Source organism: Streptomyces sp. NPDC002790 (assembly GCF_040295505.1).
In the GTDB taxonomy this organism is placed as follows: domain Bacteria; phylum Actinomycetota; class Actinomycetes; order Streptomycetales; family Streptomycetaceae; genus Streptomyces.
The window spans coordinates 203,381-224,057 of sequence record NZ_JBEOVM010000002.1; the positions used below are offsets into that span (position 1 = coordinate 203,381).

The following is a 20,677-nucleotide window of genomic DNA, read 5'->3' on the forward strand; positions in this document are numbered from 1 at the left end:
CACCCCGTCAGCGCGTTCACGCGCCGGGCCGTGCCGTTTTGGGGACCACCAATGACGCAGACCGCACTTCGCCGTACCACCACCAGGGCCCTGCTCGCCACCGGCCTCGTCGCGAGCCTCGCGCTCGCCACCGGTTGCGCGAAGTCGGAGGACGACAACAGCTCGACGGACAAGGGGAGTTCGAGCGCAAAGAGCGATAACGCCGGGCAGGAGGTCGCCTCGCCGGGCGGCGGCAAGACCTGTGACGTCACCACCTACGGCGGCAAGAAGCTCGACCTGAAGAACGCCACCGTCGGCTTCTCGCAGTCCGAGAAGGAGGCCAACCCGTTCCGCATCGCGGAGACCGCCTCCATCAAGGCCGAGGCCAAGAAGCGTGGCGTCAAGCTGCTCACCGCGAACGCCCAGTCGCAGTTCTCCAAGCAGATCAGCGACGTCCAGGACCTCATCTCCAAGGGCGCGGACCTGCTGGTCATCGCGCCGCTCAACTCAGACGGCTGGGAGCCGGTGCTGCGCGCGGCGAGCGCCAAGAAGATCCCGATCGTCACCGTCGACCGCAAGATCAACTCGACGGCGTGCAAGGACTACGTCTCTTTCATCGGCTCGGACTTCGTCGAGCAGGGCAAGCGCGCCGCCGACGAGATGATCAAGGCCACGGGCGGCAAGGGCGAGATCGCGATCCTGCTCGGCGCCGCGGGCAACAATGTGACCACCGAGCGCACCAAGGGCTTCCAGGACCGGATCAAGGAAAAGGCGCCGGACCTCAAGGTCGTCTTCAAGCAGACCGGTGAGTTCGCCCGCGAGAAGGGCCAGCAGGTCACCGAGCAGCTGATCCAGTCCAAGCCGGACATCAAGGGGATCTACGCCGAGAACGACGAGATGGGTCTCGGCGCGGTCAACGCCCTCAAGAGCGCGGGCAAGAAGGCCGGCGCCGTGAAGATCGTGACGGTGGACGGCACGCGCAACGCGGTGCAGGGCATCGTCGACGGCTGGATCTCCGGCGTCATCGAGTCCAACCCGCGCTTCGGCCCGCTCGCCTTCCAGACCCTGGACTCCTTCACGAAGGGCGACAAGGTCGGCCAGGACATCGTCATCAAGGACAGCGCGTACGCGAAGGACAACGCCAAGTCGGATATCGACAAGGCGTTCTGACATGTTGTCCGCACAGAATCTCAGCAAGACCTTCCCCGGCGTGCGCGCCCTCGACGGTGTCGACTTCACCGCGCGCGGCGGGGAGGTGCACGCCCTCATCGGGGAGAACGGGGCGGGCAAGTCGACGCTGATCAAGGTCCTCACGGGCGTCTACCAGCCGGATGCCGGCGCGGGCACGCTCATGTTCGACGGCCGACAGATCACGTTCTCCACGCCGCTCGAGTCACAGCACGCGGGCATCTCGACGATCTATCAGGAGGTCAACCTCGTCCCCCTGATGAGCGTGGCCCGCAATCTGTTCCTGGGCCGCGAGCCGCGGGGACGGCTCGGCCTGATCGACTTCCGGCGGATGCACCGGGACGCCGACGCGGCACTGCGCGACCTCGGCGTACACGTCGACGTGCAGCGTCCGCTGCGTGAACTCGGCGTCGGGGCGCAGCAGATGGTGGCCCTAGCGCGCGCGGTGTCGGTCGACGCCAAGGTCGTCGTCATGGACGAGCCGACGTCGTCACTGGAGCCGCGCGAGGTGCGCACGCTCTTCGGCGTGATCCGCATGCTGCGCGACCGCGGCATCGCCGTCGTCTACGTGAGCCACCGCCTCGACGAGCTGTACGAGGTGTGCGACGCGGTCACGGTGCTGCGCGACGGCAAGCTGGTGCACACCGGCCGCCTCGCCGACCTGGACCGGCTGCGGCTCGTGTCACTGATGCTGGGCCGCGACGTCGGCGACGTACAGGACGAGGGCCTGACCAAGTTCTCCGGCGAACACGACACGTCGGCAGAACCCGTGCTGAGCGCCGAGGAGTTGACGGTCCGCCACCAGTTGCACGGCGTGACGCTCGACGTGCGTCCCGGCGAGGTCGTCGGCCTCGGCGGACTGCTCGGCTCCGGCCGCAGCGAGACCGCCAAGGCCATCGCGGGCGCCCTGCCCACGGACAGCGGCCGGGTGACGGTAGCCGGGTCCCCGGTGCGTACGGGCTCCACGCCTGCCGCGATCCGGGCCGGCATCAGCCTGCTGCCGGAGGACCGCAAGGCGGAGGGCATCGTGCCGGGCCTGTCGGTGCGCGAGAACATCGCGCTCGCGGCGCTGCCGGGGCTGTCCCGCTTCGGCCTGGTCGACGAGGCCCGCATCGACCGCATCGTCGACACGTTCGTGAAGCGGCTGCGCATCAAGTCGGCCGGCCCGCACCAGAAGGTCGGCGAGCTGTCGGGCGGCAACCAGCAAAAGGTGCTGCTCGCACGGTGGCTCGCGATGAACCCGAAGGTACTGCTGCTGGACGAGCCGACGCGCGGTATCGACGTGGGCGCCAAGGCCGAAGTGCAGAAGCTCATAGACGAGTTGGCGGACGACGGGCTCGGCGTCCTGCTGATCTCCTCCGACCCGGAGGAGCTGATCGAGGGCTCGGACCGGGTCGTCGTCCTGAAGGACGGCGCGGTGGTCGCCGAGCTGACCGGCGACGCGGTCACAGAGGACCGGCTGATGCGCGCGATTGCCGCGACTCCCGCTGGAGGGACGTCCGTTGAGTGAAGCAACCCTGGGCAGCACCGGTGTCGACAAGGCCCGGATGCTGCGCCTCCTCCAGGACTACGGCGTCTATGCGGGCGTCGCCGTCCTCCTCCTGGCGAACATCGTCTTCACCCCGCACTTCCTGTCCGCGGAGAACTTCCGCACGCAGGCCGTGCAGGTCGCACCCGTCCTGATCGTGGCGCTCGGCATGGCCCTCGCCATCGGAACCGAGGGCGTGGACCTCTCGGTGGGCTCCGTGATGGCGCTCGCCACCTCGCTGGTCGCGCTGTATCTCGGCTATGGGCCGCTGTTCGCGGTTGTCGCCGCGCTGATCGGAGGCGCGCTCGTCGGTGTCGCGAACGGCGCGCTCGTCGCCTTCATCGGGGTCCAGCCCATCGTCGCCACACTGGCGTTGATGGTTGGGGGCCGTGGCCTGGCGCTCGTCCTGCTGCCCCAGCTCAAGGACGTGCGGGACCCCGGGATGCGGGCACTCGGCACCGGCGATGTGCTCGGCATCCCCTATCTGGTGCTGATCGCGGCGGCGCTGGCGCTGATCGTCGCGTTCGTGGTGCGGCGCACCACGTTCGGCCGTCAGCTCCTCGCCATCGGCGACAGCCGTCCGGCGGCCAAGCTGGCAGGGCTTCCGGTGCGGCGGGTGCTGATCCTCGTCTACGTACTGTCGGGAGTGCTCGCCGCCGTCGCCGGTGTACTGGCCACGGCGCGGCTCACCGCGAGCGACCCGACGTCGCTCGGCACGCTGATGGAGCTGTCCGCGATCACGGCCGTCGTGGTCGGCGGCACTCCGCTGACCGGCGGGCGGGTGCGCATCGGCGGCACGGTCGCGGGCGCCGTCCTCATCCAGCTGCTCACAGCCACACTCATCAAGCACGACCTGCCGCCGTCGTGGACGCAGATCGCCCAGGCCGTGGTGATCGTGCTCGCGGTGTACGCGGCGAGGGAGCGGGGGAAGCGATGACGGTGACGGACATAGGGACCTCTCAGCCGGCGGGTCCGGCCCACGAGGACGAGCCCCAGGGCGCGACGCGCGCGGAGCGGCTGAGCGCGCTGGCCCAACAGCACGGCGCGCTGGTCACGTTGGTGATCGCGGTGATCGTCGCCTCGCTCTCCTTCGACACGTTCCTGACCGGGGACAACCTGGAGAACATGGCGCTGTCGTCCGCGTTCCTCGCGATCGTCGCGCTCGGCATGACGTTCGTGATCGTGACCGGTGGTATCGATCTGTCGGTGGGCTCGCTGTTCGCCCTCGGCGGGGTCCTCGCGGCATGGGGTTCGCGGTACGGGACGGTGGTGGCGCTGCTCCTGCCACTGGCGGTGTGCGGGCTGATCGGCCTGGTCAACGGGTTGCTGATCGCGCGCTCGCGGCTCGCACCGTTCATCGTGACGCTCGCGGCGATGCTCGGGGCGCGCGGCATCCTCCTCTCCATCACCGATGAGGGTTCCGAGACGTATCTCGTCGACAAGTCCACGTTCTTCGCGACGCTCGGCCAGGGGAAGCTGTTCGGTATCGGCGCCCCGGTGTGGATCACGCTGGTGCTGTTCGGCATCGGCGCCCTGGTGCTGCGCCGTACGCGCTTCGGGCAGTACGTGTACGCGGTCGGCGGCAACGAGGACGCGGCGGCGCTGATGGGCGCGCCGGTGGCCCGCACCAAGATCAGTGTGTACACACTGTCAGGGTTGTGCGCGGGCCTGGCCGGCGCGCTCAATGCCGCCTGGCTGGTGTCGGGCGTGACGATCCTCGGCTCCGGCATGGAGCTGGAGGCGATCTCGGCGGTCGTCATCGGCGGCACGCTGCTGACGGGCGGGTTCGGGTTCATCAGCGGTTCGCTGGTCGGTGTCCTCCTGCTCAAGGTCATCCAGAACGTGATCAATCAGATCGGCTCGCTGGACTCCGCGTACCAGCAGGTGGTCAGCGGTGCGTTCCTGGCCCTCGTCGTGATCGCGCAGACGTGGCTGGGGAAGCGTCGGCGAGTGCTGTGAGGGCTGGAGCTAATGCACCGCCTGACCCTTCCCCAGCGCGATCACGCCCGTCTTCGACACCGTGTACAGCTCCGCGTCCCGGCTCGGGTTGACGCCGATGGTCGCGCCGACGGGGACCTCGACGTTCTTGTCGAGGACGGCGCCGCGCACCACCGCTCCCCTGCCGACCCGCACGTTGTCGTGCAGGACGGAGCCCTGGACGACCGCGCCGTCCTCGACGACGACGCCCGGTGAGAGCACGGAGCGGGTCACCTGGCCGCGGATGACGCAACCGGGGCTGACGATCGACTCACTCGCGATGCCGCCCGCGCAGAACTTGGCGGGCGGCAGCTGGCCGGGGTGGGTGTAGATGGGCCAGCGCCGGTTGTCGAGGTTGAAGACCGGGGTGTCCGAGATGAGGTCCATATGAGCCTCGTAGTAGGCGTCGAGGGTGCCGACGTCGCGCCAGTAGCCGTGATCGCGGTCCGTCTCGCCCGGCACGTGGTTGCCGTCGAAGTCGTAGAGCTGGGCGACGCCGCGCTCGGTGAGCATCGGCACGATCGAACCGCCCATGTCGTGCGCCGAGTTGGTGTCTTCGGCGTCGGCCTGAAGCGCGTCGACGAGGACCTTGCTGGTGAACAGGTAGTTGCCCATCGAGGCGAAGACCTGGTTCGGGGTGCCGGGCAGCGGCGGCGGGTCGGTGGGCTTCTCCAGGAAGGCGTCGATGCGTGTGCCGTCGCGGGCCGGGGTGATGATGCCGAAGGACGGGGCCTCCCGGCGCGGCACCCGGATGCCCGCCACCGTGACGCCCGCGCCCGACTCGATGTGCTGGGCGAGCATCTGCCGCGGGTCCATCCGGTACACGTGGTCGGCGCCGAACACCGCGATGTAGTCGGGCTGTTCGTCGTGGACCAGGTTGAGGGACTGCAGGATCGCGTCGGCGCTGCCCGAGTACCAGCGCGGGCCGAGCCGCTGCTGGGCCGGGACCGGCGTGACGTAGTTGCCGAGCAGGCTCGACATCCGCCAGGTGGTCGTGACGTGCCGGTCGAGGGAGTGCGACTTGTACTGCGTCAGGACGCAGATGCGCAGGATGTCGCCGTTGACGAGATTGGACAGGGCGAAGTCGACCAGGCGGTACGTGCCGCCGAACGTCACCGCGGGCTTCGCCCGGTCCGCGGTGAGCGGCATCAGCCGCTTGCCCTCCCCGCCTGCCAGTACGATCCCGAGCACCGAAGGTCCACCGCGCATCCCAACCCCCCTGTGATTCACGTGCCGTTGAGGATCTCCTCGTACACGTCGACCGTGCGCCGGGCGATCGCGTCCCAGCCGAACTCCGCCGCCGCCCGCTCCCGGCCCGCCTCGCCCATCACCCGCGCCGCTCCGGGATCGGCGACGACCCGGTTCAGGGCGTCCGCGAGCCCCGCCTCGAAGCCTTCCGGGTCCTCGGCCGCGTACGGGACGAGCAGCCCCGTCTCGCCGTCCGCGACGACCTCGGGGATGCCGCCGACCCCCGAGGCGACCACCGCGGTGCCGCAGGCCATCGCCTCCAGGTTGACGATGCCGAGCGGTTCGTACACGGAAGGGCACACGAACGCCGAGGCGTGTGTGAGCAGTTGAATGACATCGGTGCGCGGCAGCATCGACGGAATCCAGCGCACCCCGTCACGCGTGGCCTTCAACTCGTCGACGAGTTCCCGGAATTCGCGGCCGATCTCCGGGGTGTCGGGCGCGCCCGCGCACAGGACGATCTGCACGCCTTTCGCCACCTGCTTGGCCGCGCGCAGCAGATGGGGCACGCCCTTCTGCCGGGTGATGCGGCCGACGAAGAGGATGTAGGGGCGCTGCGGGTCGATGTCGTAGCGGCTCAGCACGTCCGTGTCGGCGTCGGCGTGGTAGAGCGAGACGTCGATGCCGTTGTGCACGACACGGACCTTCTTCGGCTCCAGGGCCGGATAGCAGGCGAGGATGTCCTTGCGCATCGCGTGCGACACCGCGATGACGCCGTCGGCGGCCTCGATCGCGGTCCGTTCCGCCCATGCCGACAGCGCGTAGCCGCCGCCCAGCTGCTCCGCCTTCCAGGGGCGCAGCGGCTCCAGGGAGTGGGCGGTCAGCACGTGCGGGATTCCGAGGTGCAGCGCCGCCAGGTGCCCGGCCAGGTTCGTGTACCAGGTGTGGGAGTGGGCGATCTCGCGGCCTTCGAGGGCCGCGGCGATGGCCAGGTCCACGGAGAGCGTGCGCAGCGCGTCGTTCGCCCCGTCGAGCGCGGGCCAGGCCCGGTGCCGGCGCACGCCGTCGGCCGTCCCCTCGCCCCACGTGTGCACCTCGAGGTCGACGAGCGGGCGCAGCTCGCGCGCCAGGAACTCCACGTGCACTCCGGCGCCGCCGTAGACATCCGGCGGGTACTCCCTGGTCAGCAGTCCCACACGCACGCGCGGCCCCCGTAGTCGTCGGTCGGCGACACTCGCTCTGGATCGCTGTTCGAAAGCGCACCTCATGGTCACCCATGGACGGCCCGTGCGGAAGGGCGCGGACGCCAACTCGGCCCGAGTCTCCCCCGGGTCCCCGGGGCACCCGCCCTGGGGATGAATCAGGACGCGGCCTACTCCAACGGGAGTAGGACCCAATGCGTGCTCAAGTCGGACGACGCGGAGGGCAGGGAAGCGCCATCGTGGAGGGTATGAGAAGCGACCGTGCGCCACGCCGCACCTCCAGGGGCGCCACATGAGCGACCTGGTGCTTTCCGTGCTGCTCTCGCTCGTCTCCGCCGTCGCGTACGCGGGCGGGGCGATCGTGCAGGAGCGCGTGGCCGCGACGTCGCCCAAGGCGGCGTACGCCCCGCTGCGCAGGCCCGCCTGGTGGGGCGCCGGAGGGCTGAACGGCCTGGGCGCGTTGCTGCACGTCGCGGCGCTGGCCTTCGGCCCGCTCAGCGTCGTGCAGCCGCTGGGAGCCCTCACGATCGTGCTCGCGCTGCCGATGTCGGCGCTCCTGGTGCGTCGCAAGGCAGGGGCGACAGCCTGGCGCGGCGCGATCATGGCGACGGTCGGGCTGGCGGGACTGCTCTCGCTGACCGGTTCCACGACCGAGCAGTCCCTGGACGGGACGCAGCGCCTGTTCGTCGGCCTGATCACGGCAGGCGGTGTGCTGGCCCTGATGTCGACTGCCCGCGTGGCGCACCGGCACCCCGTGGTACGCGCGGTGCTGCTGGCGGTGGCGGCCGGCGGCGCGTTCGGCATGGCGTCGGTGTTCACGAAGTCCGTGACCGAGGACTGGACCGGGCAGCCGTTGGAACAGCTCGCGACGCTCCTGGCGATCGCGGGCCTGGCCGTGACCGGCATGCTGCTGTCGCAGGCCTCCTACCGGGGCGCCGGGCTCGCCGCGCCGCTGGCGACCGCGACGGTCGTGAATCCGGTGGTGGCGGCGACCATCGGCCTCACGATGTTCGGCGAATCGTTCCGGTACAGCACGATCGGCACGGTGCTCGCGCTCGGCTGCGGCGTCGTGGCGGCGGGCGGCCTGATCCTGCTGACGACGGAGCGCATCGGGCGGGGCCGCCGGGCGGGCGCCTCGGTCGTCGCCGCCGTCCCGCACGGAGCGGCACAGCCGATCCCGCCCGTGGTGCCGGACAGCCCGGCCGGGCTCGACTCGGTGCCGCTGCCGCCGCGCGCGCCGGGGGCCCGGCAGGAACCTCCGTGCGGGGGCTGGACGACCGAGGACATCCGGTCCTGACGCCTGCTTTCAGGCCGGATGCGGGGTTCAGATCCTGACGCCGCGGGCCCGCAGGTACGCCAACGGGTCCACGTCGCTGCCGAAGCCGGGCCCGGTCCGCACCTCGAAGTGCAGATGCGGGCCCGTGCTGTTCCCGGTGGAACCGGAGCGGGCGATGCGCTGGCCCGCCACCACGCGCTGGCCGCTCTTCACGGACAGCGCGGACAGGTGTCCGTACTGGCTGAACTTGCCGTCGGCGTGCCGGACAACCACTTCGTAGCCGTACGCGCCGCCCCAGCCGGCCGAGACGACGTGTCCGGCGGCGACGGCCTTCACGGACGTCCCGGTGGGCACCGCGAAATCGACGCCCGTGTGGTACCCCTTCGACCAGGAGGAACCGGCGGCGCGGTAGGGCGTGCCGAGGGACGCGGCGACGGGGGCGACGACGTGGTGCGTGGTGGCCTTCGCCGTGTCGGACTTCTTGGCGACGGGTTTGGCAGCGGCCTTCTTCTCGGTCTTCTTCGCGGCTTGCGTCCCCGGCACCGCGAGGCGCTGCCCGGGGGTGATCAGGTCCGGGTCGGCGCCGATCGTGGCGCGATTCGCCGCGTACAGCGCACGCCAGCCGCCCTTCACGGACCGCTCGGCGGCGATGCCGGAGAGGCTGTCGCCGCTGACGACGCGGAACATCTGGGCGCGTCCGGCCCGGGACTGCGGCGTGGTCTGCGGCCGTACGTCGGGTGTCGCGGCCTCGCGGGTGAGGCCCGCGCGCTGCGAGCACACCGGCCAGGCGCCGGGCCCCTGCCCCTTGAGCACCTTCTCCGCCACGGCGATCTGCTGGCCCCTGGTGGCGAGGTCGGCGCGCGGCGCGTAGGCGGTGCCGCCGTACGCGGCCCAGGTGGAGCGGGTGAACTGGAGGCCGCCGAAGAAGCCGTTGCCGGTGTTGATGTTCCAGTTCCCGGAGGACTCGCACGCGGCGACCTTGTTCCACGTCTGCGTGTCGGCGGCCTGCGCCGTGCCCGCGCCGATGATCGGGATGGCCATGCCCACGCCGCCCACGGTCACGGTGAGCGATGCCCGGTTGACCCGGCTCGGCTGGTACCGGCGGTGCCGGCCGCGTAACGCCATGAATGCCCCCTCAGCCACACGTAGGAGCGGCAAATTAGCCGCTCCTACGGAAGTGGACAAGAGCGCCCTGAGCCACCTTGGCGGGATTCAGCCCCTCAAGTACCCGGGAATCCAACGGAGTTGTGCGGCCTGCTGGAAGGGGCCGCCGCCCTCGTGGTCGTTGAACGCGTACACCTCGATCGACTTGTCGGCGCCCGCCCAGTGGTTGTACGCGCCGAAGACCGTGGACGGCGGGCACGTCAGGTCCTCCAGGGCGGCGGAGAACAGGGTGGGCGCCGTGGCGCGCGCCGCGAAGTTGATGCCGTCGAAGTAGGAGAGCGTGCGGAAGGCGCGCTCGTCCTCGCCGATGTGCGCCTTCAAGTAGAGCGCGATCTCGCGGTACGGGTGACGCTCGGTGAGCGTGGCGGCGCGCCGGAAGTCGCACAGGAACGGCACGTCAGGGGCTGCTGCCACCAGGTCGGGCACGAGTCCGGCGACGGCGATGGTGATGCCGCCGCCCTGACTTCCACCGGTGACGGCGACCCGGTTCGCGTCCACGAGCGGGTGCGAGCGGGCGGCGTCGACGGCGCGCACGGCGTCGGTGTACACGCGCCGGTAGTAGTACTCGTGCGGGTCCTGAATGCCCTTCGTCATGAAGCCCGGCTGGGACGGCGTGGAGCCGACCGGGTCGGGGGTGTCGCCGACGGTGCCGCCGCTGCCCTGCCCGCGGGTGTCCATGACGAAGTGCGCGAACCCGGCGGCCGCCCAGCGCAAGTGGGTGTGCGCGAGGCCGCGGCCGCCGCCGTAGCCGACGTACTCGACGACGGCCGGAAGCAGCTCGTTCGCGCCTGCCGGAAGGACCAGCCAGCCCTTCACGGGATGCCCGCCGAAGCCCGCGTACGTAACGTCGAACACGTCGACCGCCGTGTACGGGACGTCGACGGGCTCGAAGCGTGCGTCCAGGTCGCGCTCCCTGGCCTCGACGAGGGTCTTCTCCCAGAAGGCGTCGAAGTCGTCGGGCGCCGTCAACTCCGGCTGATAGGTGCGCAACGCGTCGAGTGACAGGTCGAAATGAGGCACGCACGGCTCCAAATTCGTAGAGAGTCCACGATGGGGATCGGACGCAAACCTAACCCGGGCCCCTTTCCCGTCTGAACAGAATCTTTCAACTTCCCAATCCAGGAGCGACACACATGAGCACAACAGCCCAGATCGGTGTCACCGGCCTCGCTGTCATGGGGCGCAACCTCGCCCGGAACTTCGCCCGCAACGGCTACACGGTCGCCCTCCACAACCGCACGGCGTCCCGCACGCACGCGCTGGTCGAGGAGTTCGGCGAGGAGGGCATCTTCGTACCGACCGAGAGCGCCGAGGACTTCGTGGCCGCGCTCGAGCGGCCGCGGCGCCTGGTCGTCATGGTGAAGGCGGGCGAGCCGACCGATGCGGTGATCAAGGAGTTCGCGCCGCTCATGGAGCCGGGCGACATGATCATCGATGGTGGCAACGCGCACTTCGCGGACACCCGGCGCCGCGAGAAGGAGCTGCGCGAGCAGGGCATCCACTTCGTCGGCACGGGCGTCTCCGGCGGCGAGGAGGGCGCGCTGCACGGCCCGAGCATCATGCCCGGCGGCAGCGTCGAGTCGTACAAGTCCCTGGGCCCGATGCTGGAGAAGATCTCCGCCAAGGCGAAGGACGGCGCGCCCTGCGTGACGCACGTCGGCCCCGACGGGGCGGGCCACTTCGTGAAGATGGTGCACAACGGCATCGAGTACGCCGACATGCAACTCATCGGCGAGGCCTACCAGTTGCTGCGCGACGTGGCCGGGTACTCCCCCGCGCGGATCGCCGACATCTTCCGCACCTGGAACACCGGACGCCTCGACTCCTACCTGATCGAGATCACGGCCGACGTCCTCTCGCACGTGGACGAGGCGACCGGCAAGCCCTTCGTGGACGTCGTCCAGGACCAGGCCGAGCAGAAGGGCACCGGCCGCTGGACGGTGCAGATCGCGCTCGACCTGGGCGTGCCGGTGTCCGGGATCGCGGAGGCGGTCTTCGCGCGCTCCCTGTCCGGGCACGCGGAACTGCGCACCGCGTCACGGGAGTTGGCGGGACCCACGGCCGTGACGCTGGGCGAGTCGGAGGCCGCGGCCTTCGCCGACCGCGTCGAACAGGCCCTGTACGCCTCGAAGATCGTGTCGTACACCCAGGGCTTCCACGAGATCTCCGCGGGCAGCGAGGAGTACGACTGGAACATCGACTCGGGTGCGGTGGCCCGGATCTGGCGCGGCGGCTGCATCATCCGCGCCGCGTTCCTGGACCGGATCACGGCGGCGTACGAGGCGGAGCCGAACCTGGTCTCGCTGCTGTCCGACAAGGGCTTCGCCGACGAGATCGCCGCGGCGCAGGACGACTGGCGCTCGGTCCTGGTCGCGGCGACCACGCAGGGTGTGCCCACGCCCGGTTTCGCGGCGGCGCTCGCCTACTACGACGCGCTGCGCGCCGAGCGCCTGCCGGCCGCGCTCACGCAGGGCCAGCGGGACTTCTTCGGCGCGCACACGTACCGCCGCGTCGACCGGGAGGGCTCGTTCCACACGCTGTGGGGCGGTGACCGCTCCGAGGTCGACGCGTAAGCGTCCGCTAAGCGGGTGACGGCTCGGGCTCCGGCGGATGTGGGTCGGGGTCCGGGTCCGGCAGCGGCGGCGTCGGGGACGGCGAGGGCCGGGGCGTGGGCTCGGGCACCGGTGTCGGGAACGGGTCCGGCATCGGGCCGGGCTCGGGCCGGTCGGGCCCGGGGCCCGGGTCAGGTCCGGGACCCGGACCGGGGCCGGGTGTGGGGGTCGGCGGGACGGGGTCGGGGAACGGTTGGGTCATCGTTGGTTCCTCCAACGGTTCGGAGGGGACCTGTCCACTGTCTCCCGGCTCGCGTGCCCACGCCCGACGAGTCCACGCCTGCGGCCGGGTCTCAGCCGTCGGTGCGGCGCAGCCGTACGACGGGAATGTCACGGCTCGTCTTCTTCTGGTACTCCGCGTACGGCGGGAACAGCTCCACCAGGGAGTCCCACACCCGCGCCTTGTCCTGCGCCGACAGGGTCTCGGCGCGCGCCGCGAACCTCTCGGTCCCCACGCGCAGCCGGACCTCGGGATTGGCCTGAAGGTTCAGGTACCACTCCGGATGCCGGTCCGCGCCGCCGTACGACGCCACGATCAGCTGGTCGTCACCGTCCGTGCCGTAGATCAGGACGGTGCGCCGCCACTGGCCGCTCTTGCGGCCCTCGTAGTCGAGGAGCAGGCACGGGGCGCCCTGCATGGTGGTGCCCTTGGTGCCCCCGGACTCCTCGTAGGTGCGGGCCTGCTCGGCGACCCAGCCGGTGGGGCTGACGACGGTCTCGGTGTCATGGTCGGTCATGTGCGCTGCCTCCTGTTCGGGATTCCTGTCCGGGGCTCCTGTGCCGGTTCGGACAACTCCCTCCAACCTAAACGCTCTTGGAGCGCGCGCATTCCGTGGCGGCGGCGGAGAGTCCGGGGCGTGGGCTGGAGAGCACGGGCAGGGTGGTGGTTCGGGTCCGCTCGGCGGCGTCGGCCAGGGATGCCTGGGCGAGGACGACGGCATCGGCGTCGGTGATGCCGTCGACGGCATCGGCGACGAGCGCGAGATAGCCGTCCCGGTCACCCGCGAGGAAGCGCTCCCAGGCGCCCTCGACGAACACGGTCCGCACGTCCACCGGGCGCCCCGCCCGCGCGGCTTCCTCCTCGACCAGCTCGGCCGTCGGCCCGAGGGTGCTGCGCAGCGTGGCGACCACGGCGATCCGCTTCCCCTCGGCGACGGCCCGCGCGGCCATCGGCCGGTCCACGCGCAGTACGGGCACTCCGGCGTCCGCGGCGAGCCCTTCCGCTACGGCGCCGAGCGTGGAGCACGTGCACAGCACGGCGTCCGCCCCGTCGGCGACGGCCGCTTCGAGCAGCGCCCGGACCTCGTCGGTGACGGCGGCGGGCCCCTCGACGCCGGCCCGCACGAGCAGTTCCTCGCGTACGACGTGACGCAGTTCAAGGCCCGGGTGGTCGCTGTCGCGCAGGGCGTCGAAGACCGGCACGTGGACGGGCGAGGTGTGCACGAGCGTCAGGTTCATGGCCAGGACCCTACGCGCGGATGATCACCGCGCGCAGGGCCGTCTCACCACTTGTCCGGGTCGGCCTCGATGGCGGCCTTCGCGGCGAGCAGCAGGTCGGCGGAGGCCTCGGGCGCCTCGCCGGGGTGCCGCTCGGCCCACCGGACGACGAACGGGCACAATGGCGCGACGGCCACCGACTCGGCCGCGGCGATGGCGTACAGCTCGCGGGCGAGGGAGCCCGCGATCCCCTTGCCCTCGTTCTCCGGCTCCACGATGGTGTGCACCGGGACGAGCGCCCGCTCGGGTTCTTCCAGTACGAAGTACTGGATGTGGCCGACGACTTCGCCGCCTGAGCGGGCCCGCAGCAGCCCGTGCTCACGGTCGTCGCGGATCTCGATGTCACTCATGGGCTCTCTCCTGCGTCGTGGGCGGACCGGGTCTCATCCTGCGGGTACCGCGTGCGGGCCGCGTGTCACGTCCCCGCCGGGGATCGGCTCCGAGGCATCGGCGCCGAGCGCCGCGATCCGGTTGTCCCGGTCGACGTGCACGATCCTCGGCCGCAGGGCACGCGCCTCGGCGTCCTCGATCTGACAGTAACCGATGATGATCACGAGGTCGCCCGGGTGCACGAGGTGGGCTGCCGCCCCGTTGATCCCGATGACACCGGACCCGCGCTCGCCCTCGATGACGTACGTCTCCAGGCGGGCCCCGTTGTCGATGTCGACGATGTGCACGAGCTCGCCGGGCAGCAGATCGGCGGCGTCGAGCAGGTCGGCGTCGATGGTGACGGAGCCGACGTAGTGCAGGTCGGCGTGGGTGACGGTGGCGCGGTGGATCTTGGACTTGAGCATGGTGCGCAGCATGGAGGCACTCCTCAACTTCGGCTCCCTGCCCGCGGCCTGCGGGTCAAGGGCTGGTGAGCGAGTTTACAGCGGTGCGGCGGAGCGCCCGGTGGGCACCAGGTTCGACGCCGATGCCTTGATGAGGTCGAGGGCCTGCGCCACCACCGGGTGCCGCGCGCCGCCCTTGCGGGTGGCGGCGAGGATGCGGCGGGCGGGGGCGGGTTCGCCGGACAGGGGGATGCGGGCGACGGGCCATTCGGTGTCGATGCGGGCGAGGCGCGGCACCAGGATCACGCCCAGGCCGTGCGCCACCATCGCCGTACCGGTGTCCCACTCGTCGCACTGGTGACCCATGTCGGGCATGAACCCGGCGGCCATGCAGGCCGTGACCAGCAGGTCGTGGTACGTGGTGCCCGGTGTGCCCACGATCCACGTCTCGCGGGCGGCGTCCGCGAGGACCACCCGCTCGCGCGCCGCCAGCGGATGGTCGGCCGGGACGACCAGGTCGAGCGGGTCGTCGAGGAGCGGCTGCTGTTCGAAGCGCTCGTCGGTCAGGGGTGGCGAGTCGGCCGTCACGACGACCAGGCCGAGGTCGGCCTCGCCCGTGAGCAGCAGCTCGAAGCAGCGCGCCGGCTCCGCCTCCACCAGGCGGACCCCGAGCTGGGGGTGGCGCTCGTGCAGGGTCGCGGCGGTGGACGGCAGCAGATGCGTGGCGGCCGTGGAGAACCCGCAGAGCGTGAACGAGCCGGTCTGTACGTCGGCCATCGCGGCGAGGTCACTGCGCGCCCGCTCCCACTGCGCCTCCAGGACGGCCGCGTGCTGGAGCAGCGTACGGGCGGCGGCGGTCAGCTTGATGCCGCGGCCCGCGGGCTCGATGAGCACCACGCCGACCTGCTCGGCGAGCTGCCTCAGCTGGTACGAGACCGTGGACGGCTTGAGCCCCGTGGCCTCGGCGGCCGCGGTCACTCCGCCGTGCGCCTCGACCAGCTGCAGCACCTTGAGCTTGGGATCGATCATCCAACTATCCTGCACGGTCACATGCAAGATCGTGTAATTGTGTCGATGAGTTACGCCTGGCACTCTTCCCGGGTGCTGTCCAAGAGTCCTTTCCCGCGCCGGAATCGGATCGTCCCGACGGGAATGCGCGACCTGTTCGCCATGGTCTGGGCCGTCCGCTTTCTCGCCTGGGCCACGGCGGGCCTGTTTCTCGCCGTCGTTCCCGCTGTCCTGATCGTCTCGGGGCAGAGCGGCCCTGCCGTCGTCTGCGGTGTTCCGCTGTCCGTTCTCGTCTGCTCGACGCTCGCGCAGCCGCTGGCCGCCGAACTCGGCAGCCGCTGCGCGCAGTTCGCCGGTCTCACCGCCTTGCTGGTGAGCCTTTCCGCGCTGTCGCTGACGGTGGGAACGTCGACCTGGGCGACTCTGGGCGCCGCCGTGTTCGCCGGACTCGGGCACGGGCTCGGCCGCGCCGGAGCGAGCGCCGCCCTCGGTGTGCACACACCTGCCGCCACCTGTCTGGGCCTCGGCCTGCCGGTCCTCGCCACGGCGCTGCTCGCGCCCGCGAGCTCCGCGGCGACCACCACGACCGTGGTGGCCTCGGTGGTCGCGCTCCTCGTCTTCCCAGCGTCCGGTCTCGTCCTGGAGGCCGGTCGCACCGCACGCCGGCCGGGGCAGCACCTCCCCCACCCCCTCGTCCACTGGATCGACCCGAAGCCCCTGTGTGGGCGTCCCACCCGCAGTACCGCGCAATTCTGAGGAGTAGTACGTGCCAGCCGCGCACACCGTTTCCGAGCCTTCCGACACCACGGCGGGCCCGGCCGACGAGACATTGGTGACCGACCCCAAGGTGACCAGGAGAGCCGTCGGCGCCGCGGCCATCGGAAACATCACCGAGTGGTTCGACTTCGGCGTCTTCGCCAATCTGACCCCGGTGCTCACCGCGGTGTTCTTCACCGGCGCGAGCCAGACCGTCGGCACGATCGGCACCCTCGGCCTGTTCGCGGTCGCCTTCCTGGTGCGCCCCATCGGCGGCATGTTCTTCGGCCCGCTCGGCGACCGCATCGGCCGCACCAAGGTGCTGTCGATCACAGTCGTCATGATGGCCATCGGCACGTTCGTGATCGCGTTCATCCCCGGCTACGAGACGTGGGGCCCCGCCGCCCCGCTGCTGATGCTGCTCGCCCGCCTCGTGCAGGGCTTCTCGACCGGTGGCGAGTACGGCGGCGCGATGACGTTCATCGCCGAGTACGCCCCCGACAAGAAGCGCGGATTCCTCGGCAGCTGGCTGGAGTTCGGCACCCTGACCGGCTATCTCCTCGGCGGCGTCGCGGGCCTTGTCATCCAGCTGCCGGGCGTCATGTCGCACGAGGACCTGCTGTCCTGGGGCTGGCGCATCCCGTTCCTGATCTCCGGCCCCATCGGCATCGTCGGGCTCTACCTCCGCCTGAAGCTGGAGGACACCCCCGCGTTCAAGGCCGCCCTGGCCAAGCAGGAGCACCGTGAGGACAACCAGACCCTCAAGGAGATCCGCCGGGTCTTCACCGACCACTGGCGCCCGATGCTGATCTGCATGGGCCTCGTGCTCGTCTTCAACGTCACCAACTACATGCTCACGACGTACATGCTGGAGTACATCGACAAGTTCGCCCCGTCGGTGAGCACCACCTGGGCGCAGCTGTTGGAGATCTCGGTCCTCGCCGTCGGCATGCTGCTCATCACCTTCGTCGGCCGGCTCTCGGACCGCATCGGGCGCAAGCCGGTGCTGTACTTCGGTTGCGGCATGCTGATCGTGCTCGGTGTTCCTTCCGTGCTGCTGATTCAGCAGAACACCCTGACGTCGGTCTTCTTCGGCCTCGTGCTGATGTCGCTGATGCTGCTCTGCTTCAACAGCACCATCCCCTCCACGCTCCCGGCGCTGTTCCCGACGGACATCCGCTACGGCGGTCTGTCGATCGCGTTCAACATCTCGGTCTCGCTGTTCGGCGGCACGACCGCCGTCGTCAACGCCCTGCTGGTGCAGGCGACAGGCGATGTCAACGTGCCCGGCTACTACCTGATGGCGGCGGGCGCGATCGGCGCCGTGGCCGCCTACTTCGCGGCGGAGTCCGCAGGACGGCCGCTGCCGGGTTCGGCCCCGGCGGTGGAGGCCCGCGCCTGATCCGTCGTCCCACCACCCCGGTCACACCTGTTGGTTTTTGTGTGACCGGGGTTTTGGCGTTGTCCGGATGATGTCGCGGGGCTGTCACAGCGAATCAATTGCGCGCAGATCCGTGCCTACGGTGTCGGTGCAGTGGACAGCGATCCCCCCACACACAGAAACGGACAGCAGTGACTCGCCACACCACATCCCGCCGCATGCTCCTGGGCGTCACCGGTTCAGCCTTCCTCGCGGCGGCGTGTTCACCGTTCTCGAACGACCCCAAGCCCGCCGGCGCGAAGAGTTCGCCGTCGAAGTCGGCCTCGGAATCGGTCGAGGGGAAGGCCGCCGCGGGCAAGCTCCCGGGCGGCGCGCCCGATGGCGCCCTCGGCGTGAACTTCAATGAAGACCCCGCGGGCCTCGGCGCCCCCCAGCTGAAGGCGCTCTCGGCCACCTGGGTGCGCGGTTTCGTCCCGATGACGCCGGGCGACCTCGACGGGGACGTCACGCAGCAACGCGCCGTCAAGGCGCTCCTGGCCGCGCACGGTGACGGCCGCAAGACGATCCTCTCGCTCAAGTTCCCCTATCTTCTGGGGCCCACGAAGGGTCCGCTCCCCGCGCCGGGCAGCCCCGAACTGAAGGATCTGCTGGCCCTCGTGGACCGGGTGCTGGCCGCCGTGCTCGGCAAGGTCGACATCCTCACGATCGGCAACGAGCCCTTCCTGGAGACGCTGAAGGAAGAGCGCAACGAGACCCTCAACGTCTTCTACGAGGCGTTGGCCCGGCACGTCATCGCGTACCGCAAGCAGCACGGCGGCGCGGGCTCCGGCACCAGCCTCTACATGGGCGCGCTCAACAATCTCGACGACCCGGCGGCCCGCACGCCCGCGACCGAGCGGTGGCTGCGGTTCGTCAACAAGACGCCCGAGATCGACGGCGTCGACATCCACCCGCATGTCACGTCGCTGCAGAACGCGGCCAAGTACATCAACTACGTCGTGCCCACCCTGCGTTCGGACCAGAGGTTCCTCGCCACGGAGTTCTCCCTGGTGGAGTTCTGGAAGGGCCACATGCACGACCTGGTGTCCCCGACGTTCGCCAAGCGCTACCACCTGGACTCGCAACAGCAGGTCTGGCAGGTGATCGGGGACGCCATCGAGCAGCCGTTCACGCAGCAGAAGTGGAACGACTTCGTCTCCATGACCCAGTGGTTCGACAGCAGCAGGAACTACCTCACCGAGCAGATGAAGGCGTTCCGCGACACAGGGAAACTGGCGGTGGCGACCTACGGGGGCCTGCAGATCGAGTCGATGGCCTCAGGTTGGGACGGCGACAAGATGCCGTGGATCCTCAACCCTCTGTACGCCAACCGCACCGTGCGGCGGGGCGAGGGCGGCACCCTCGGCCGCAATGTGTCGTTCGAGCAGTTCCGCGCGCTGCAGAAGACCGGCTGAGCCCGGCCGGTCAGCACGCGGCGGTGGGGGCGTGGCGCGCTTCGTTGCCGACCACCGTGTTGCGCAGCGTTCCCAGCCGCTCCACCTCGACCTCCACGACGTCGCCGGGGTGCAGCAGCCACGGCGGCGTGCGCGCGTAGCCGACGCCGGAAGGGGTGCCGGTGGCCAGCAGGTCGCCGGGGCGAAGGGTGAAGGTGCGGGAGATGTGGGCGAGCGTGTCCCCCACCCCGTACACCATCTCGTCGGTCCCGCCGTCCTGGACGACCGTGCCGTTGACCCGGGTCACGACGCGCAACCCGGCCCGCAGGTCGCCGACTTCGGCCGCGGGGACCAGGGGGCCGAGCGGCCCCGAGCGGTCGGCGTTCTTGCCTAGGATCCACTGCGAGGTGAGCTTCTGGGCGCGGCGCGCGGTGAGATCGTTGAACGTCGAGTAGCCGACGACCGCGGCCAGCGCCTCCTCGGGGGTGGCGTCCACGAGCGGCGCCCCGACCCAGGCGACCACTTCGCCCTCCCAGTCCAGACCGTCCTCGCCGGACGGCACGGGGACCTCGGCGCCGTCGACGGTGAGCGACTGCGCCCACCGTGCGAACAGCGTGGGGTACGAGGGCAGTTCAGTGTCGCGGAAGGTGCCCTCCGCCACGTGCTTCAGGTAATTGAGGCCCACGCAGATGACGCGGGCGTCGGGCCGCACCGGGGGTACGAACGTCACGGACGAGGCATCGAGTACGGACCCCTCGGCGCCCCTCGCGAGATGGCCGGACGGGTCGGACCAGAACTCGTCCAGAGACGCAAGGACCGTGATCTCCCGTCCGTCGTCGGCGAGTTGAGCCATTTCTGTAGCGCTGCCGGCTCGCCGGATCCCCACGATGCGCATGCACTGCTCCCAGTCCGGAGGGTCCTCCGAGCCCGCCCGCCAAAGGTTCAATCCCTTTAAAGGTTCGGAGGTTTGTGCTTCGATGGCGACTATGCCTGACGAACCAGCGGCCCGTCAAGCGGTCCTCGGCGGCCTCGGCTCCGCGCCCCGCCGCACGCGCGCCGAGCAGCTCGCCGCCGACCTCGACGCCCGGATCCGCTCACTTGGCCTGTCGGCAGGGGACCCGGTGGGCACCCTCGACTCCCTGCGGGAGGAGACGGGTTACGCGTATTCGACGGTCAGCGAGGCCGTGCGGGTCCTGCGCGACCGTGGTGTGCTCCAGATCCGGCCCGGCCGGGGCGGCGGCCTCTTCGTGGCCGCCCGCGGCCCGGTGGTGCGGCTCCGCCACACGCTGCTCGACGTACGGGACGAGCCGGAAACGGTCGCCGACGCCATCGAACTCCGCGACCACCTGGAGGAGTTGGTGGACATCGGCGCCGCCCGCTGCCGCACGGACGCGGACGTCACCGAGCTGCGCGCGCTGCTGGACGGGCTGCGTGCGGCGCCGGACTGGGACGGCTTCATGCGGTCCAACTGGGCGTTGCACGAACGGATCGCGGCGATCTGCCCCAACCGCATGGCCGCCGCCGTCTACACCGGGACGCTCGGCCACCTCAACTCCTCCGCCTCCTCCCGGCTCGACGAGGACACGGACGCCTCGCAGCGCTACCGGGCGGAGCGGTGCCGGGCGCACGAGGACCTCGTCGAGGCGATCGCCGTGGGCGACGAGGCCGCCGTGCGCGCCGCCGTGACCCTGCACAACACGACCGCGTAGCAGCCC

The 20,677-nt window shown here is 70.5% G+C and carries 20 protein-coding genes; 10 read left to right on the top strand and 10 right to left on the bottom strand.

Annotated elements, in window-relative coordinates; genetic code table 11:
• The first annotated feature begins 51 nt into the window (after positions 1–51).
• Genes ABT004_RS02345 through ABT004_RS02360 form a run of 4 tightly spaced genes read left to right on the top strand, consistent with a single transcriptional unit; the run spans position 52 to position 4,654 of the window.
• On the top strand, positions 52–1,149 hold the full coding sequence (locus ABT004_RS02345) for an ABC transporter substrate-binding protein (protein WP_351330921.1): 1,098 nt from the start codon (positions 52–54) through the stop codon (positions 1,147–1,149).
• 1 nt (position 1,150) lies between these two features.
• The gene (locus ABT004_RS02350; RefSeq protein WP_351330922.1) at positions 1,151–2,677 is read left to right on the top strand and encodes a sugar ABC transporter ATP-binding protein; all 1,527 of its coding nucleotides are present in this window, start codon (positions 1,151–1,153) and stop codon (positions 2,675–2,677) included.
• Entirely contained in the window at positions 2,670–3,632 is a 963-nt protein-coding gene (locus ABT004_RS02355; RefSeq protein WP_351330923.1) for an ABC transporter permease, read from the top strand. Before ABT004_RS02350 ends, ABT004_RS02355 begins: the two co-directional genes overlap by 8 nt.
• Complete coding sequence (locus ABT004_RS02360) at positions 3,629–4,654, top strand: ABC transporter permease (protein WP_351330924.1); 1,026 nt, start codon at positions 3,629–3,631, stop codon at positions 4,652–4,654. The genes ABT004_RS02355 and ABT004_RS02360 overlap by 4 nt, the downstream gene beginning before the upstream one ends.
• A 9-nt stretch (positions 4,655–4,663) precedes the next feature.
• Here the strand turns inward: ABT004_RS02360 and glgC are convergent, their stop codons facing one another.
• Complete coding sequence (glgC, locus tag ABT004_RS02365; RefSeq protein ID WP_351330925.1) at positions 4,664–5,881, bottom strand: glucose-1-phosphate adenylyltransferase; 1,218 nt, start codon at positions 5,879–5,881, stop codon at positions 4,664–4,666.
• Positions 5,882–5,898: 17 nt separating this feature from the next.
• On the bottom strand, positions 5,899–7,056 hold the full coding sequence (gene glgA, locus ABT004_RS02370) for a glycogen synthase (RefSeq protein ID WP_351330970.1): 1,158 nt from the start codon (positions 7,054–7,056) through the stop codon (positions 5,899–5,901).
• A gap of 298 nt (positions 7,057–7,354) precedes the next feature.
• Here glgA and ABT004_RS02375 point away from each other — a divergent pair, with 298 nt between their 5' ends.
• Complete coding sequence (locus ABT004_RS02375; protein ID WP_351330926.1) at positions 7,355–8,359, top strand: DMT family transporter; 1,005 nt, start codon at positions 7,355–7,357, stop codon at positions 8,357–8,359.
• 27 nt (positions 8,360–8,386) lie between these two features.
• Here the strand turns inward: ABT004_RS02375 and ABT004_RS02380 are convergent, their stop codons facing one another.
• Positions 8,387–9,463: a transglycosylase family protein gene (locus tag ABT004_RS02380; protein WP_351330927.1), complete on the bottom strand. Its 1,077-nt coding sequence runs from the start codon at positions 9,461–9,463 to the stop codon at positions 8,387–8,389.
• Between the two features lie 87 nt (positions 9,464–9,550).
• A complete protein-coding gene (locus ABT004_RS02385; RefSeq protein ID WP_351330928.1) occupies positions 9,551–10,522 on the bottom strand; it encodes an acetylxylan esterase in 972 nt (323 codons plus the stop codon).
• 113 nt (positions 10,523–10,635) lie between these two features.
• Here ABT004_RS02385 and gnd point away from each other — a divergent pair, with 113 nt between their 5' ends.
• Positions 10,636–12,075 carry an NADP-dependent phosphogluconate dehydrogenase gene (gene gnd, locus ABT004_RS02390; protein ID WP_351330929.1) on the top strand — a complete coding sequence of 480 codons (1,440 nt, stop codon included), beginning with the start codon at positions 10,636–10,638 and terminating at the stop codon, positions 12,073–12,075.
• Positions 12,076–12,407: 332 nt separating this feature from the next.
• Here gnd and ABT004_RS02395 read toward each other — a convergent pair whose 3' ends face one another.
• The 5 genes from ABT004_RS02395 to ABT004_RS02415 all read right to left on the bottom strand — a co-directional run bounded on the left by ABT004_RS02395 (position 12,408) and on the right by ABT004_RS02415 (position 15,413).
• Positions 12,408–12,851, bottom strand: a complete 444-nt coding sequence (locus ABT004_RS02395) for a nitroreductase family deazaflavin-dependent oxidoreductase (protein WP_351330930.1) — start codon at positions 12,849–12,851, stop codon at positions 12,408–12,410.
• 67 nt (positions 12,852–12,918) lie between these two features.
• Entirely contained in the window at positions 12,919–13,572 is a 654-nt protein-coding gene (locus ABT004_RS02400) for an aspartate/glutamate racemase family protein (RefSeq protein ID WP_351330931.1), read from the bottom strand.
• Positions 13,573–13,616: 44 nt separating this feature from the next.
• Positions 13,617–13,961, bottom strand: a complete 345-nt coding sequence (locus ABT004_RS02405) for a GNAT family N-acetyltransferase (RefSeq protein WP_351330932.1) — start codon at positions 13,959–13,961, stop codon at positions 13,617–13,619.
• 33 nt (positions 13,962–13,994) lie between these two features.
• Positions 13,995–14,417, bottom strand: coding sequence for an aspartate 1-decarboxylase (gene panD, locus ABT004_RS02410; RefSeq protein WP_351330933.1), 423 nt, complete (start codon positions 14,415–14,417; stop codon positions 13,995–13,997).
• Between the two features lie 63 nt (positions 14,418–14,480).
• Entirely contained in the window at positions 14,481–15,413 is a 933-nt protein-coding gene (locus ABT004_RS02415) for a LysR family transcriptional regulator (protein WP_351330934.1), read from the bottom strand.
• Between the two features lie 123 nt (positions 15,414–15,536).
• On the opposite strand from ABT004_RS02415, the gene ABT004_RS02420 reads away from it, so the two are divergent.
• The 3 genes from ABT004_RS02420 (at position 15,537) to ABT004_RS02430 (ending at position 18,983) form a co-directional block, all read left to right on the top strand.
• Positions 15,537–16,148 (top strand): hypothetical protein, encoded by a 612-nt coding sequence (locus ABT004_RS02420; protein WP_351330935.1) that lies wholly within the window; start codon positions 15,537–15,539, stop codon positions 16,146–16,148.
• 10 nt (positions 16,149–16,158) lie between these two features.
• Entirely contained in the window at positions 16,159–17,550 is a 1,392-nt protein-coding gene (locus ABT004_RS02425) for an MFS transporter (RefSeq protein ID WP_351330936.1), read from the top strand.
• Positions 17,551–17,720: 170 nt separating this feature from the next.
• Positions 17,721–18,983: a hypothetical protein gene (locus ABT004_RS02430; protein WP_351330937.1), complete on the top strand. Its 1,263-nt coding sequence runs from the start codon at positions 17,721–17,723 to the stop codon at positions 18,981–18,983.
• Between the two features lie 10 nt (positions 18,984–18,993).
• On the opposite strand, the gene ABT004_RS02435 is transcribed toward ABT004_RS02430, so the two are convergent.
• Entirely contained in the window at positions 18,994–19,857 is an 864-nt protein-coding gene (locus tag ABT004_RS02435; protein WP_351330938.1) for a fumarylacetoacetate hydrolase family protein, read from the bottom strand.
• Between the two features lie 91 nt (positions 19,858–19,948).
• On the opposite strand from ABT004_RS02435, the gene ABT004_RS02440 reads away from it, so the two are divergent.
• Positions 19,949–20,671 (top strand): FadR/GntR family transcriptional regulator, encoded by a 723-nt coding sequence (locus tag ABT004_RS02440; protein WP_351330939.1) that lies wholly within the window; start codon positions 19,949–19,951, stop codon positions 20,669–20,671.
• Positions 20,672–20,677 lie beyond the last annotated feature (6 nt).